This window comes from Acidovorax sp. KPB24-03, assembly GCF_057546605.1.
Map to the genome: position 1 here is coordinate 1 of NZ_BAAJYR010000080.1, position 14478 is coordinate 14478.

Sequence of the window (14478 nt, forward strand, 5' to 3'; positions counted from 1 at the left end):
ACCGAGGCCGCCTGGGCCGATGCGGACGCGGCTGTGCAGCGCTGGCTGAGCCAGGGCCTGCCGATCACGACCGAGCGCATCCAGGAGATCGGCTGGCGCCTGAACGGCCGCCCCGGCGGCGGGCGCAGCTGCGGGCGATGGAGTTCCAGCGCATCCCGGCCGATGCGCAGGGCCTCACCGGCAGCCACCTCGACTATCCCCCGGTCCGCGCACTGCCCGGCCATCTCGCCGCGCTGGACACCTGGCTGGCCCAGGGCGACGCGCCGGCTTCTCCGCTGGCGGCCACGGAGCGGGCCACGCTGCTGTACCGGGCGGTGGAGAGCCTGCGCCCCTTCGAAGAGGGCAATGGCCCGGCCGCGCTGATGGCGATGGACTGGGCCCTGCAGCAGCATGGGTTGCCGCCCGTCGCGCTGGACGCCGAAGCCATGACCGGGCAGGTGGCGACGGACGGGACGGTGGCCGACGGCGCGTTGACCGATGCGGCGGTTTTCGCCTCGGCCCCTGCCGGCGGCGTGCCGCACGCGCTTTTCGACGCCGTGGTGCAGGGGATGGAGGAAGCCCTTCGCACCCTGCTGCCGCGCTGAAATTTCGCATGCGCGGCCAAGGCATCGCATCCGAACCATGGCGCGGGGGGCGGGGTCCGTAGATTGGATACATCCCGTCGCAATTGGACGGGTTTGCTCCATCACCAACCCTTTCACCACGCGTTTGCCCGCGTGCCCATGCCATGAACGCGACCACCGACGTCCTTGCCCGCGTACCCCACAGCCCCGGTGCCGAGGGCAGCGCCGCGACCAGCGAGGGCGCATCGGCCTTCCGCTTCCTGCGCCGCCACCATGCAGGCCAGGGGCACGGCGCTGCCCGGGCCGCCGGCCGCGCTGGCACCGAAACCCCCGAAATGGAGCGCTGGATGCGCGAACTGCAGGAATGGTGCGATGCCGATCCCAACCGGCCGCCGCCCCGCCAGCAGGGCCTGTGGGCCCGCATGCTCGGTCGCCTGCGCACCCCCGAAGCGGACCTGGAAGACGACAGTGAAACCGCCGCCACGTTCGCCGAACGCCGCCAGGAGGCGGTCAGGCGCGTGCTGGCCTGCCACGCCCTGGGCGAGGAGGGCTGGCAACTGGACCTGCGCGTGCTGCGCCTGTCCTCCCTGCCGCCCGGGCTGGACCGCCTGCGCCATCTCAAGCACCTGGACGTGTCGGACAACACGGGCTTTCACCGCCTGCCCGAGACCCTGGCGCTGTGCCGGGGTCTGCGCACCCTCACGGCGCGCAACTGCGTGGTCACCGAAGTGCCGCAGGCGCTGGCCTGGCTGCAGCACCTCGAAATGCTGGACCTGTCGGCCAACTTCAGCCTGCGCGAGCTGCCCGAATCGCTGGCGCAGGCGCCGCGGCTGGCGACCGTGATCCTCACGCATTGCGGCCTGCAGAACGTGCCCGAGGCCATGGCCCGCATGCCCGTGCTGCAGTTGCTGGACCTGTCGCACAACCTGCAGCTGCACAACGTGCCGGCCGCCGTGCGGGACCATCCCGCCGTCGATCTGACGGGCACGCCCGTGGCGCTGCTGTCCAACCTGCTGCAGGCCCCCCGCTGGAACCCGCCGCAGCAGGCGCGCCTGGCCGCGCGGCTGGACGGCGTGGCCGTCGGCTGGCAGGAATGCCTGGGCGTGCTGCGCAAGAACGCGGGCCTGCGCGCCGAGGTGAACGCCGGCTCCACCTTCGCCCGCGCCCTGGGCGCCCACCCGCGCGAGTTCTCGGCCATCTACTGCGCCGTGATCGGTGCCGGCGAGCACAGCGGCAACCTCGGCCTGGTGCTGGAGCGCCTGGCGGACGACCTGGAGGACCGGCAGGCGCTCAAGGCCAAGCTGATCGGCGCGGCGCTGTACCCCGCCATCGTCACCGTGGTGGCCATCGTCATCGTGCTGTTCCTGGTGGGCTATGTCGTGCCCAGGTGGCGGCCGTGTTCGCCGGCACCAAGCGCGCCCTGCCCTTTCTCACCGTGGCCATGCTCGCCATTAGCGACGCGGTGCGCCACTACGGCTGGGCGGCGCTGATCGCTATTATTTTCATAGCATTCGGGGCAAGGTATGCCCTGGCGCAGCCGCGTTTTCGCGAGAGGTTCGATGCCGTGTGGCTGACCCTGCCGCTGGTGGGCAAGCTCGCGCGCGGCTACAACGCGGCGCGCTTCGCCGGCACGCTGGCCATGCTGGCGGGCGCCGGCGTGCCCATCCTGCGGGCGCTGCAGGCCGCCGCCGAGACGCTGAACAACCGCGCCATGCGCGCCGACGCGCTCGACGCGCTGGTGCTGGTGCGCGAGGGCGCACCGTTGGCCTCGGCCATGGCGCAGAAAAAAACGCTTTCCCGGCCTGGTCGCCATGTTCGCGCGCCTGGGCGAGCAGACCGGCCAGTTGCCCGTGATGCTGCAGCGCGCGGCCACGCAGCTGTCCACCGAGGTGCAGCGCCGGGCGCTGCAGCTGGCCACCATTCTGGAGCCCCTGCTCATCGTCGCCATGGGGCTCATCGTCATGCTGATCGTGCTGGCCGTGCTCATGCCCATCATCCAGCTCAACCAGTTCGTCAAATAAATGACCGGCCTGCGACCCCGCCACCGCCGGAGCCCTCCATGGCCATGACCCTGGACGACAAGCTCGTCGTCGCCATCTCCTCGCGCGCGCTGTTCGATTTCGAGGAGGAAAACCGCCTTTTCGATCCGCTGCAGCCGCAGACCTACATGCAGCTGCAGCTCGACCGGCTGGACACGCCCGCGCGCCCCGGCGTGGCGTTCTCGCTGGTCAAGAAGCTGCTGGCCTTCAACGAGCCCGGCCACCAGCGCGTGGAGGTGGTGGTGCTGTCGCGCAACGACCCGGTGAGCGGCATGCGCATCTTCCGTTCGGCCAGCGCCGCGCACGTGCCGCTCGAGCGCGGCGTGTTCACGCAGGGGCGCGACCCGTTCCGCTACCTGCGGCCGCTGGGCGCGCACCTGTTCCTGTCCGCCAACGAGGCCGACGTGCGCCAGGCCCTGCAGCTGGGCTACCCGGCCGCGCGCGTGCTGACCGAATCGGTGCAGGCCAGCCACGCCAATCCGCACGAGGTGCGCATCGCCTTCGACGGCGACGCCGTGCTGTTCTCCGACGAGGCCGAGCGCGTGTACCAGGCGCAGGGGCTGGCCGCCTTTCAGCGCCACGAGACCGACAAGGCCGCGCAGCCGCTGCCCGACGGCCCCTTCAAGCCGCTGCTGGCCGCGCTGCACCGACTTCAGCAAGCGGCGGGCAGTTCGTCGGGCATGCGCCTGCGCACGGCCCTGGTCACCGCCCGCAGCGCGCCAGCGCACGAACGCGCCATCCAGACGCTCATGAACTGGAACATCGCCGTGGACGAGGCCATGTTCCTGGGTGGGCTGGACAAGGGCGGGTTCCTGCGCGAGTTCGAGCCTGATTTTTTCTTCGACGACCAGACCGGCCATGTCACCTCGGCGGCGCGGCACGTGCCCTCGGGCCACGTGAACAGCGGCATCTCCAACCCCGGTTAAAGGCCGTCGGTACAGCGGCCCAGCCACCGAAAGGCAAAGAAGCGCAAACCTTTGCAACCGCCGGTGAAACCCTGCCGCCCCCGATTGCAAAAACCCGCCGGCCCCACCATCTGTGACACCATGCCCCGAATGAACACCCCTGCCGCTCCCCTGCCGTCCCGTGTCCATGCCGCCCGCGCCGCGGCGGCGCCGGTCCAGCCCGGTGCGGCCGCCCTGCGTGCCATCGCGCTGTTTTCCCTGCTCGCCATCGGCCTGGCCTTCAGCGCCGTCGCCGCGACGCCCCCGGCCGCCACGCCCCAGGCCAAGGCGAGCGAGCCCCTGAGCAAGGGCGAAATCAAGGCGCAAAAGGAATTCAAGATGCTGGACTTCAATGGCGACGGCAAGCTGAGCCGCTCGGAAGTGGCGCTGTTCCCACGCCTGGCCAACGCGTTCGACGACGCCGATACCAACCACGACGGTTTCGTGTCGTACGAGGAAGTGCGGGCGTTCGCCGCCAAGTACCGGGCCGAACGCGACCGCGCCCGGGCCGAGGAAGCGAAAACCCCGGCCAGCGCGGCAGGCGGTGCGGCCAGCGCGGCCAAGCCCTAGCCGCCGCTCGCTACCGCCACCGCCACCGGACTCGTCGTTTTATAGCCAAAACGGCCTCCAGCACAATCAGTACTAGGGCATTCTGCTATTGATTTAAGAGCAAATCGCCTTACAGCCCGCCCGTTCGCTTGACCTTGGGGTCGGCATAGGTGAGGGGCTCGTCCTTGGCCTCCTGGGCCAGGCGCTCCTGCAGCGGGGTCTTGTTGAGCTCCTGCGCCATCTCGACGGCGCTGCCGCTGGCGCGCCACATCGACTGGATGAACTCGAGCAGCTGCTTGTAGATGGGCTCCGGCGGCGGCTCCTGTTTCTCTTCGACCGTGTCCTTCTTCTTCACCTCGGTCCAGTCGCGGTTGCGCGTGTCCGGGTCGGACGGCTTGTCCGGCTCTCGCACGATGGCGCCCTCGCCCAGCCGGTCCATTGACTCGACGGGGTTGGCCGCATGGATGGGCCGGACAGGAACCGCGCCGGAGGCCCCCGTGGAATACAAATCGGCGCCCTGGGGACGCCAGCTCGGCGATCGGTCAACAGGTGGCATTTGCATGGCGGGGTCCGTTCGTGAAAGTGGAGCGGCAAGGGGAATTCATCCCTCGTCGTATTTCATAACGGCAAAAAGAAAGGGAAATTAAGGCCTTTTTAAAGGATCAAGGCAAAAATCAGGGTTTACCCCTATCCCTTGGCCACGCCTGTGCCCCGCCACGCCGCAAGGCAGGGTAGTAGCAACCGCCGCCGGCTCATGCCCGGCGCGGCCGGGGTGCTATAGAAAACGCTCCAGCAGCCGGCGCGAGGATTTGTCCAGCGCCGCCACATCGGGCACGCGGAACTGCACGCCGTCGGCCGAGGCGATCAGCAAGGTGGTGCGCCCGCCCAGCCGGCGGATGTCCTCCTCGGCCTTGAGCACCAGCTGCGCGGGGCCGCGGTCCGTCTCCACCACCCAGGTGCTGGGGGTGGAAAACCCCGAGACGCTGACCAGCCTCTGCAGGATCGGCACGAATTCGCGGGCGTGAAGGTCTTCCTCGACCAGCGCCCGGGCGGCGGCAGGCAGGTGGTCCAGGTGCTCGATCCACTGCAGTTCATGGCCGTCCGCCCCGACCAGGGAGATGCCCTCGGCCGGCGCGGCGATGGGAAAGGCCCGCACCGGCACCACTTCGGCGTGCTCGGCGCCGCCGGCCTGGGTGAGCACCAGGCGGCCGTGGGCGTTGCGCTGCAGGCGGATGCCGGCCACGGCCGAAGCGTTGGCAGGGACGGCGGCCGCGGTGGACGCGGCTGCGGAAAAAGGAGAAGGCGAAGCAGTCATGGGCGTGCGCTCTCTTTCAAGGATCAGGAGTTGCCCGCGGGATGGGCGGGATGCAGCAACGCGCTGTCGATGACGAGGCCCGACGCCTCGGCGTCCTCCTCGGCCCGGCGGGCCTGGGCTTCGTAGAGGCGCCAGTAGGCGCCCTGCTTTTCCATCAGGGCGTCGTGCGGGCCGACCTCGACCACCTCGCCCCGGTCCATGACCACCAGGCGGTCGGCCTTGCGCAGCGTGGACAGGCGGTGGGCGATGGCGATGGTGGTGCGACCCTGCACCAGGTTATCGAGCGCCTTCTGGATTTCCTTCTCGGTCTCGGTGTCCACGGCCGAGGTGGCCTCGTCCAGGATCAGGATGCGCGGGTCGATCAGCAGCGCGCGAGCGATGCTGATGCGCTGGCGCTCCCCGCCCGACAGGCCCTGGCCGCGCTCGCCCACCAGCGAGTCGTAGCCCTGGGGCAGGCGCAGGATGAATTCGTGCGCGTGGGCGGCGCGCGCGGCCGCCACGATCTCGGCGCGCGTGGCCTCGGGCTTGCCGTAGGCGATGTTCTCGGCGATGGTGCCGAAGAACAGGAACGGCTCCTGCAGCACCAGCCCGATGTGCCGGCGGTAGTCGGCCACGCGCAGCCGGCGCACATCCACGCCATCGACCTGGATCGAGCCCTCGGTCACGTCGTAGAAGCGGCTGATCAGGTTGACCAGCGTGCTCTTGCCCGAACCGCTGTGGCCCACCAGGCCGATCATCTCGCCCGGCCGGATATCCAGGTTCAGCCCCTTGATGACCGAGCGGCTGCCATAGCGAAAGCCCACGTTGCGCATCGCGATGGCGCCCTCGACGCGCTCCATGGTCACCGGCTGCACCGGATCGGGCACGTTGCTCACGTGGTCCAGGATGTCGAAGATGCGCTTGGCGCCGGCCGCGGCCTTCTGCGTGACCGAGACGATGCGGCTCATGGAGTCGAGCCGGGTATAGAAGCGCCCGATGTAGGCGATGAACGCCGCCAGCACCCCGACGGTGATCTGGTTGTGCGCCACCAGCCAGATGCCGAAGCCCCAGACGATGAGCAGGCCGATCTCGGTCATCAGCGAGACCGTGGGCGTGAACAGCGACCAGGTCTTGTTGAGCCGGTCGTTCACCTCCAGGTTGTGCTGGTTGGCATCTCGAAAGCGCTGCGCCTCGCGCTTTTCCTGCGCGAAGGCCTTCACCACGCGGATGCCGGGAATGGTGTCGGCCAGCACGTTGGTGACCTCGGACCACACGCGGTCGATCTTCTCGAAACCGGTGCGCAGGCGGTCGCGCACGTTGTGGATCAGCCAGGCGATGAACGGCAGCGGCACCAGCGTGACCAGCGCCAGCCAGGGGTTGATCGAAAACAGGATGGCCGCCGTCATCAGGATCATGAGCACGTCGGTCATGAAGTCGAGGGCGTGCAGCGACAGGAAGACGTTGATGCGGTCCGTCTCCGAGCCGATGCGCGCCATCAGGTCGCCGGTGCGCTTGCCGCCGAAATAGTCGAGCGACAGGCGCAGCAGGTGCTCGTAGGTGGTGGTGCGCAGGTCCGCGCCGATGCGCTCGGACACCAGCGCCAGGATGTAGGTGCGCGCCCAGCCCAGCCCCCAGGCCAGCAGCGCCGACAGCAGCAGGCCGCCCAGGTACAGCCCCACGAGGTGCACCGGAATCTGCTGGCCGTTCTGGTAGGGGATGAGGATGTCATCCATCAGGGGAATCGTGAGGTACGGCGGCACCAGGGTGGCCGCAGTGGAGGCGAGCGTGAGCCCGAAGCCCGTCGCCAGTTGCTTGCGGTACGGCCGGGCGAAGCGCCACAGGCGCAGCAGCACCCAGGTGGAGGTCTGCGGGGCCGGCGCGCGGGCGCAGGCAGGGCACTCCTCGGTGTCGGGCGGCAGCGCGGTGTGGCAGACCTCGCAGCGGGCCTCGTCCGCGGGCTCGGACTCGACCTTGGCATCGTGCGGCATGCCCAGCGCGGCCAGGCGCTGGTCGAACTTCTGCAGCATGCGCAGGGCCTGGGGGTGCGCGCCGAGGGTGAAGCGCCACAGCGCCAGGCGGCGCTCGGTGTCGTGCAGTTCCAGGGCCCCCACACCGCCATGGTCGGACAGGCGCAAGGCCATGCCGGCGGCCAGCGGCCACTCCTGCACGGCACCGCCATCGGTGCGCGACAGCAGGCGCTGGGAGGTCAGCACCAGCAGGCCGGGCGCGAAGCGCAGGGCCGGGCTCAGGTCAACCTGCAGCGCGGCCAGCACGTTTTCGTGGGGGGCGAGCCTGGCTCGCCATTCGGCCCCGTCGGGGCCATTCAAGACACTCGAGGCGTCCACAGGATGTTGATGTTGCATTTTGGTTGGTTTTTCCGCCCTGGACGGCCCGAGAAGCCAGCCCGTGCTCTGGTCCCCATTCTCCCCGATGCTCCACAGGCCGCTTTGGCATCTGCATGTAACGCCTTCCCCACGGGCCACGCTGACATCCTTTAGGCCACCCCCGAGTGGGCGCACAATTGACCGACACTCCTTCCGCAAATCGGTCCGCTTCGGGCCGCAGTTTCCTTTACGCTGCACTCCATGGCGACATTCAATGACATCCAACTGCTGCGCATCAACTACCTGCGCGGTCCCAACATCTGGACCTACCGTCCGGTGCTCGAAGTATGGCTGGATCTCGGCGCGCTCGAAGACCACCCGTCCAACGCCCTGCCGGGATTCAACGAGCGCCTGACCACCTGGCTGCCGGCGCTCATCGAGCACCACTGCGGCGTGGGCGAGCGCGGCGGCTTCCTGCAGCGGCTGGAGGGCGGCACCTGGTGCGGCCACGTGCTGGAGCACATCGTGATCGAGCTGCTCAACCTGTCAGGCATGCCCACGGGCTTCGGGCAGACGCGCAGCACCTCGCAGCGCGGCGTGTACCGCATGGTGTTCCGGGCGCGCGACGAGCGCGTGGCGCGCGTGGCGCTCGAGCAGGGCCACCAGCTCATCATGGCGGCCATCAATGACACCCCGTTCGACGTGCAGGCCGCCGTGGCGCGCGTGCGCACCGAGGTGGACGACCAGTACCTCGGCCCCAGCACCGCGTGCATCGTCACCGCCGCGACCGACCGCGGCATTCCGCACATCCGGCTGAACGACGGCAACCTGGTGCAACTGGGCTACGGCGCCTCGCAGCGCCGCATCTGGACGGCCGAGAGCGAGTTCACCAGCGCCATCGCCGAAGGCATCGCCAGCGACAAGGACCTGACCAAGAGCCTGCTCAAATCGTGCGGCGTGCCCGTGCCCGAGGGCCAGGTCGTCAACAGCCCCGAAGAGGCCTGGGAAGCCGCGCAGGACATCGGCCTGCCGGTGGTCGTCAAGCCCTCGGACGGCAACCATGGCCGTGGCGTGACGCTGGACCTGCGCAAGCAGGCCGACATCGAGGCGGCCTACCACGTGGCCTACCCCGAGGGCAGCGACGTGATGGTCGAGCGCTTCATCCCCGGCGACGAGCACCGGGTGCTCGTGGTGGGCGGCAAGGTCGTGGCCGCCGCGCGCGGCGAGGTGGTGAGCATCACCGGCAACGGCCGATCCACCGTGCAGGAGCTGATCGACACGCAGCTCAACTCCGACCCGCGCCGCGGCTACGAAGAGGAATACCCGCTCGAGCTGATCCAGGTGGACACCAACGTGGCCGTGCAGCTCGAACTCAAGCGCCAGGACCTCAGCGCCACGGCCGTGCCCGAGGCCGGCCGCGAAGTCGTGGTGCAGCGCAACGGCAACGTGGCCGTGGACTGCACCGACGAAGTGCACCCCGAGGTGGCCTACATCGCCGCACTGGCGGCCAAGGTGGTGGGCCTGGACATCGCCGGCATCGACCTCGTGGCGCGCGACATCGGCCGCCCGCTGCAGGAGCAGAGCGGCGCGATCGTCGAGGTGAACGCCGGCCCCGGCCTGCTCATGCACCTGAAGCCCGCCATCGGCGCGCCGCGCCCGGTGGGCCAGGCGATTGCCGAGCACCTGTTCCCGGCTGAGGAAAACGCCGACGGCACGATCGGCCGCATTCCGCTGGTCGGCGTGGCCGGCACGCGCGGCACCAGCACCATCGCCCGCGTGGTGGGCTGGCTCATGCACCTGGGCGGGCGCCACACGGGCCTGGCCTGCCGCGAGGGTCTGTTCCTGGACCGCCGCTGCGTGGACACCACCGACAGCGCCCACTGGGAAGCCGCGCACCGCCTGCTGATGAACCAGATGGTGCAGGCCGCCGTGATCGAGAACGACGCCCGCACCATCCTGCGCGACGGCCTGGCCTACGACCGCTGCCAGGTGGGCGTGGTGACCGACATGGACGGCAAGGACGGGCTGGCCGAGTTCGACGTGTTCGAGCAGGACCAGATGTTCAAGGTGCTGCGCACGCAGATCGACGTGGTGCTGCCCGGCGGCGCCGCCGTGCTGAACGCCGCCGAGCCCCAGGTGCTGGAGCTGGCCCCGCTGTCGGACGGCGCCGTGGTGCTGTACGCCCAGGACGGCACGCTGCCCGCGATCGCGGAGCACCGCGCGCAGGACAACGGCCGCGCCGTCTTCGTGAAGGCAGGCCGGGTGGTGCTGGCCACCGGCTCGGCCGAGCATGTGCTCGGCGCACTGGCCGACCTGACGTTCGGCCGCAATGCCGTGCAGACCGAGCCCGACACCCTGCTGGCCATCGTGGCAACGGCCTGGGCGCTGGACATCGCGCCGGACCTGATCGGCGCGGGCATCAAGACGTTCGAGCCCGAGCTGCCCTGCGCCGCACCGGCCCGCTAGACCCCTTTCAACGACCGCATGGACTCGAGCCGGCGCCCGCGCCGGCAACCCCAAGAAAGAGACGCTTTTCCATGGACGTATCCCGCACCCGGGCCCTGCGCGGCCCCAACCTCTGGAGCCGCCACACCGCCATCGAGGCCGTGGTGACCTGTGCCGAATCCGAACTCGCCATGCGCCAGATCGATGGCTTCGAATCCCGGCTGCGCGCGCTGTTTCCCGCCGTGGGCGTGCTGCACCCCGAAGGCAGCGATGCCGATGTCTCCCTGGCCCATGTCCTGGGCGGCGCGGCCCTGGCGCTGCAGGCGCAGGCCGGCTGCCCCGTCAGCTTCAGCCGCATCTCGGCCACCGTGGACCGCGGCGTGTACCAGGTCGTCGTCGAGTACAGCGAAGAGGCCGTGGGCCGGCAGGCCTTCGAGGATGCCCAGGCGCTGATCCAGGCCGCGCTGCAAGGCGGCCACTTCGACGCCGAGGCCGCCGTGGCGCGCCTGCGCGAGCTGGACGAGGACGAACGGCTGGGCCCCAGCACCGGCTCCATCGTCGAGGCCGCCGCGGCACGCGGCATTCCGTGGCGCCGGCTGACATCGGGCAGCCTGGTCCAGTTCGGCTGGGGTTCCAAGCAGCGCCGCATCCAGGCCGCCGAGGTCGATTCGACCAGCGCCGTGGCCGAATCCATCGCGCAGGACAAGGACCTCACCAAGCGCCTGCTGCACGCCGCCGGCGTGCCCGTGCCGCTGGGCCGCCCGGTCGAGTCGGTGGACGATGCCTGGAAGGCCGCGCAGGAAGTCGGCCTGCCCGTGGTGGTCAAGCCCCAGGACGGCAACCAGGGCAAGGGCGTGACGGTGAACATCACCGAGCGCTCGCAGCTCGACGAGGCCTTCCGCGCCGCCGCCGAATACGGCACGGTGATGGTCGAGCGCTTCCTGCCGGGCCATGATTTCCGCCTCCTGGTGGTGGGCGACCAGTTGGTGGCCGCCGCGCGCCGCGAGCCGCCGCAGGTGCTGGGCGACGGCGAGCGCACCGTGCGCGAGCTGGTGCACCTGGTCAACCTCGATCCGCGCCGCGGCGAGGGCCACGCCACCTCGCTCACCAAGATCCGCCTGGACGACATCGCCGTGGCGCGGCTGGCCATGCAGGGCCTCACGCCCGACGCCGTGCCGGCCAAGGGCCAGCGCGTGATCCTGCGCAACAACGCCAACCTGTCCACCGGCGGTACCGCCACCGACGTGACGGACGACGTGCACCCCGAGGTGGCGGCCCGCGCCATCGCCGCGGCCCAGATGGTGGGCCTGCACATCTGCGGCGTGGACATGGTGGCCGAAAACGTGCTGCAGCCGCTGGAAGTGCAAGGCGGCGGCTTCGTCGAGGTGAACGCCGCGCCCGGCCTGCGCATGCACCTGGCGCCCAGCTACGGCAAGCCCCGCAACGTGGGCCAGGCCATGGTGGACAAGCTCTTCGCCAACGGGCAGGACGGGCGCATTCCCGTGGTGGCCGTGACCGGCACCAACGGCAAGACCACCACCGCGCGCCTGATCGCGCACCTGTTCTCGGCCCAGGGCCTGCGCGTGGGCATGACCAACACCGACGGCGTGTACGTGAACGGCCGCCAGATCGACAGCGGCGACTGCTCCGGCCCCAAGAGCGCGCGCAACGTGCTGCTGCACCCCGAGGTGGATGCGGCCGTGTTCGAGACCGCGCGCGGCGGCATCCTGCGCGAGGGCCTGGGCTTCGACCGCTGCCAGGTGGCCGTGGTGACCAACATCGGCGCCGGCGACCACCTGGGCCTGAACTACATCACCACGGTGGACGACCTGGCCGTGCTCAAGCGCGTGATCGTGCAGAACGTGGCGCCGGACGGCTACGCCGTGCTCAACGCGGCCGACCCCATCGTCGCGGCCATGGCCTCGTCCACGCCGGGCAAGGTGATCTACTTCGCCAGCGACCGACACCACCCGGTGATGGCCACGCACCGCGCGCAGGGCCACCGGTCGGTGTACATGGACGGCGAGTCCATCGTCGCGGCCGAAGGCTCGTGGCGCGAGACCATCCACCTGCGCGACGTGCCCATCACGCGCAACGGCAAGATCGGTTTCCAGGTCGAGAACGTCATGGCATCGGTGGCCGCCGCCTGGGGCGCGGGCCTGCCATGGCAGACCATCCGCCGCGGGCTCTCGGGCTTCGTGAACGACAGCGACAACGCCCCCGGCCGCTTCAACGTGATGGATTTCAAGGGCGCCACGGTGATCGCCGACTACGGACACAACCCGGACGCGATGCGCGCCCTGGTGGCCGCCGTCGATGCGCTGCCGGGCAACCGCCGCAGCGTGGTCATCAGCGGCGCGGGCGACCGGCGCGACGAGGACATCCGCGACCAGACGGTGATCCTGGGCGCGGCGTTCGACGACGTGATCCTCTACCAGGACGCGGCCCAGCGCGGCCGTGCCGACGGCGAGGTGATGGCGCTGCTGCGCGAGGGCCTGGCGGGCGCCTCGCGCACCAAGCACATCGAGGAGATCCGCGGCGAGTTCATCGCCATCGATTCGGCGCTGGACCGGCTGCAGCCGGGCGACCTGTGCCTCGTGCTGGTGGACCAGGTGGAAGAAGCCCTGGCGCACCTGGCCAAGCGCTGCGCGGAGGTGGCCGCATGACCGCCGCCCGCCGCCTCTCCAATGCCCTGCCCCGTGCCGCGCTGGCACTCGGGCTGGCCGCCGCCGCGCTGTGCGCCCAGGCCGAGACCATCGGCACCGTGGACACCGCGTTCAAGCTCCTGGGCCGCGACCACGACATCATCGTGGAAGCCTACGACGACCCGGCCGTGCAGGGCGTGACCTGCTACGTGTCGCGCGCCCGCACCGGCGGCATCAAGGGCTCGCTCGGGCTGGCCGAGGACAAGGCCGAGGCCTCCATCGCCTGCCGGCAGACCGGGCCCATCGCGTTCCCCAAGCCGCCACTCAAGCAGCAGGACGAGGTGTTCAGCGAACGCATCTCCATTTTGTTCAAGCGCCTGCGCATCGTGCGGATGGTGGACCCGGCCCGCAACACGCTGGTGTACCTGACATACTCCGACCGGCTCATCGAAGGCTCGCCGCAGAACGCGGTGACCGCCGTGCCGGTGGACCGCGCCACGCCGATTCCGCTCAAGAAGTGACCAACGGGGCACGGGCCAAGCGATTCGTGGCCGAATCGCCTCCACGCCCTAGTACTCATTGCCTCTTTTACTATTATTTATATAGCAAACAGCTGATCCGGATCACTGGCCGCCGGCGATCTGGCGCAGCGCCTGCTCGAACACCTCGGGCGGCTGGCCGCCCTGGATGAGGTGGCGGTCGTTGATGATGACCGCCGGCACCGAATGGATGCCGTGCTGCTGGTAGAACGCCTCGCGTTCGCGCACCGCGTCGGCGTATTCGCCCGAGGCCAGCACGGCCTGCGCCTGGTCCGCATCCAGGCCGGCGCCGGCTGCCGCGCGCACCAGCACGTCGTGGTCGCCCGGGCTCTGCCCATCGGTGAAGTAGGCCTTGAACAGTGCGTGCTTCAGGGCCGTCTGCGCAGCCTCGCCGCCCGCCTCGCCCGCCCAGTGCAGCAGGCGGTGCGCATCGAACGTGTTGTAGATGCGGCTGCGCTGCCCCATGTCGAACGTGAAGCCCAGCGCGGCGCCGCGTTCGGCGATGGCTTCGCGGTTGCGCTGCGACTGCTCGGGCGTGGCACCGTATTTTTCGGCCAGGTGCTCGGCGATGTCCTGGCCTTCCGGCGCCATCTGGGGATTGAGCTCGAACGGCTGGAAGTGCAGCTGCGCCGCCACCGTGCCGTCCAGCCGGTCCAGGGCCTGCTCCAGCGCGTGCAGCCCGATGGCGCACCAGGGGCAGGACACGTCGGAGACGAAATCGATCTTGAGGGGGACGGGGGTGGCAGGGGCCGGGGGGGTGGTCATGGCAACTCCATTGCAAAGGGTCGAACGCGTGATGCTAGGCCGCCTTCCATGACCGTGCACGCCTGTGGGCACTGCGCGGCGGCCTGCGAATGCGATCGCAAGAACCGGGGTGCGGGCCCGCCGCGCCGTGCGTAGATTCAAGGCCAGGCCCTTACCATTGAACGAGGAATCGACGCCATGGCTTCCCGCCCCCACTCCTGTCCCACCCCCCGCACCATTTGCACGGCGGCGCAGCGCGCCGCCGCCACGCTGGCCGATCCCCGGTGGGCCGCCGTCGCGGCACGGGACGCCCAGGCCGATGGCCGCTTCGTCTATTCGGTCCGCACCACCGGCGTGTATTGCCGGCCCTCGTGCGCCGCCCGGCCCGCCCG

Annotated in this window: 10 protein-coding genes and 2 pseudogenes; 8 read left to right on the plus strand and 4 right to left on the minus strand. The window is 70.0% G+C overall.

From position 1 onward, the window contains the following. The 4 genes and pseudogenes from AC27KI_RS11360 to AC27KI_RS11375 all read left to right on the plus strand — a co-directional run. Positions 1-584, plus strand: a pseudogene (locus tag AC27KI_RS11360) (hypothetical protein); the annotation flags it as partial. A 1097-nt stretch (positions 585-1681) separates the two neighbouring features. Beyond that, positions 1682-2584, plus strand: a pseudogene (locus tag AC27KI_RS11365) (type II secretion system F family protein); the annotation flags it as partial. Positions 2585-2622: 38 nt separating this feature from the next. After that, positions 2623-3528 (plus strand): 5'-nucleotidase, encoded by a 906-nt coding sequence (locus AC27KI_RS11370; protein WP_272551189.1) that lies wholly within the window; start codon positions 2623-2625, stop codon positions 3526-3528. Positions 3529-3657: 129 nt separating this feature from the next. After that, positions 3658-4116, plus strand: a complete 459-nt coding sequence (locus AC27KI_RS11375; RefSeq protein ID WP_487089637.1) for an EF-hand domain-containing protein — start codon at positions 3658-3660, stop codon at positions 4114-4116. A gap of 109 nt (positions 4117-4225) precedes the next feature. On the opposite strand, the gene AC27KI_RS11380 is transcribed toward AC27KI_RS11375, so the two are convergent. The 3 genes from AC27KI_RS11380 to AC27KI_RS11390 all read right to left on the minus strand — a co-directional run bounded on the left by AC27KI_RS11380 (position 4226) and on the right by AC27KI_RS11390 (position 7752). After that, positions 4226-4657 (minus strand): hypothetical protein, encoded by a 432-nt coding sequence (locus AC27KI_RS11380; RefSeq protein WP_284396393.1) that lies wholly within the window; start codon positions 4655-4657, stop codon positions 4226-4228. 213 nt (positions 4658-4870) lie between these two features. After that, positions 4871-5410, minus strand: a complete 540-nt coding sequence (locus AC27KI_RS11385; RefSeq protein WP_487113864.1) for a cyanophycin metabolism-associated DUF1854 family protein — start codon at positions 5408-5410, stop codon at positions 4871-4873. Positions 5411-5433: 23 nt separating this feature from the next. Further along, positions 5434-7752, minus strand: coding sequence for a cyanophycin metabolism-associated ABC transporter (locus AC27KI_RS11390; protein WP_487089635.1), 2319 nt, complete (start codon positions 7750-7752; stop codon positions 5434-5436). Between the two features lie 222 nt (positions 7753-7974). Between AC27KI_RS11390 and AC27KI_RS11395 the strand changes: the two genes are divergently transcribed. The 3 genes from AC27KI_RS11395 (at position 7975) to AC27KI_RS11405 (ending at position 13324) form a co-directional block, all read left to right on the plus strand. Next, positions 7975-10179 (plus strand): cyanophycin synthetase, encoded by a 2205-nt coding sequence (locus tag AC27KI_RS11395; RefSeq protein WP_317352824.1) that lies wholly within the window; start codon positions 7975-7977, stop codon positions 10177-10179. Between the two features lie 71 nt (positions 10180-10250). Beyond that, positions 10251-12824: a cyanophycin synthetase gene (gene cphA, locus AC27KI_RS11400; RefSeq protein WP_284429840.1), complete on the plus strand. Its 2574-nt coding sequence runs from the start codon at positions 10251-10253 to the stop codon at positions 12822-12824. Further along, positions 12821-13324 carry a CreA family protein gene (locus tag AC27KI_RS11405; protein ID WP_272567418.1) on the plus strand — a complete coding sequence of 168 codons (504 nt, stop codon included), beginning with the start codon at positions 12821-12823 and terminating at the stop codon, positions 13322-13324. The genes cphA and AC27KI_RS11405 overlap by 4 nt, the downstream gene beginning before the upstream one ends. A gap of 102 nt (positions 13325-13426) precedes the next feature. On the opposite strand, the gene AC27KI_RS11410 is transcribed toward AC27KI_RS11405, so the two are convergent. Next, positions 13427-14107: a DsbA family oxidoreductase gene (locus AC27KI_RS11410; RefSeq protein WP_487089633.1), complete on the minus strand. Its 681-nt coding sequence runs from the start codon at positions 14105-14107 to the stop codon at positions 13427-13429. 177 nt (positions 14108-14284) lie between these two features. Between AC27KI_RS11410 and AC27KI_RS11415 the strand changes: the two genes are divergently transcribed. Continuing rightward, positions 14285-14478: Ada metal-binding domain-containing protein (locus AC27KI_RS11415; protein ID WP_487113866.1), on the plus strand; the 194-nt coding region annotated here is incomplete at its 3' end.

Coding starts and splice junctions, on each gene's coding strand:
- AC27KI_RS11395 (WP_317352824.1), top strand. CDS start 7,975: ATGGCGACATTCAATGACATCCAACTGCTGCGCATCAACTACCTGCGC.
- AC27KI_RS11405 (WP_272567418.1), top strand. CDS start 12,821: ATGACCGCCGCCCGCCGCCTCTCCAATGCCCTGCCCCGTGCCGCGCTG.
- AC27KI_RS11385 (WP_487113864.1), bottom strand. CDS start 5,410: ATGACTGCTTCGCCTTCTCCTTTTTCCGCAGCCGCGTCCACCGCGGCC.
- AC27KI_RS11410 (WP_487089633.1), bottom strand. CDS start 14,107: ATGACCACCCCCCCGGCCCCTGCCACCCCCGTCCCCCTCAAGATCGAT.
- AC27KI_RS11375 (WP_487089637.1), top strand. CDS start 3,658: ATGAACACCCCTGCCGCTCCCCTGCCGTCCCGTGTCCATGCCGCCCGC.
- AC27KI_RS11370 (WP_272551189.1), top strand. CDS start 2,623: ATGGCCATGACCCTGGACGACAAGCTCGTCGTCGCCATCTCCTCGCGC.
- AC27KI_RS11390 (WP_487089635.1), bottom strand. CDS start 7,752: ATGCAACATCAACATCCTGTGGACGCCTCGAGTGTCTTGAATGGCCCC.
- AC27KI_RS11380 (WP_284396393.1), bottom strand. CDS start 4,657: ATGCAAATGCCACCTGTTGACCGATCGCCGAGCTGGCGTCCCCAGGGC.
- cphA (WP_284429840.1), top strand. CDS start 10,251: ATGGACGTATCCCGCACCCGGGCCCTGCGCGGCCCCAACCTCTGGAGC.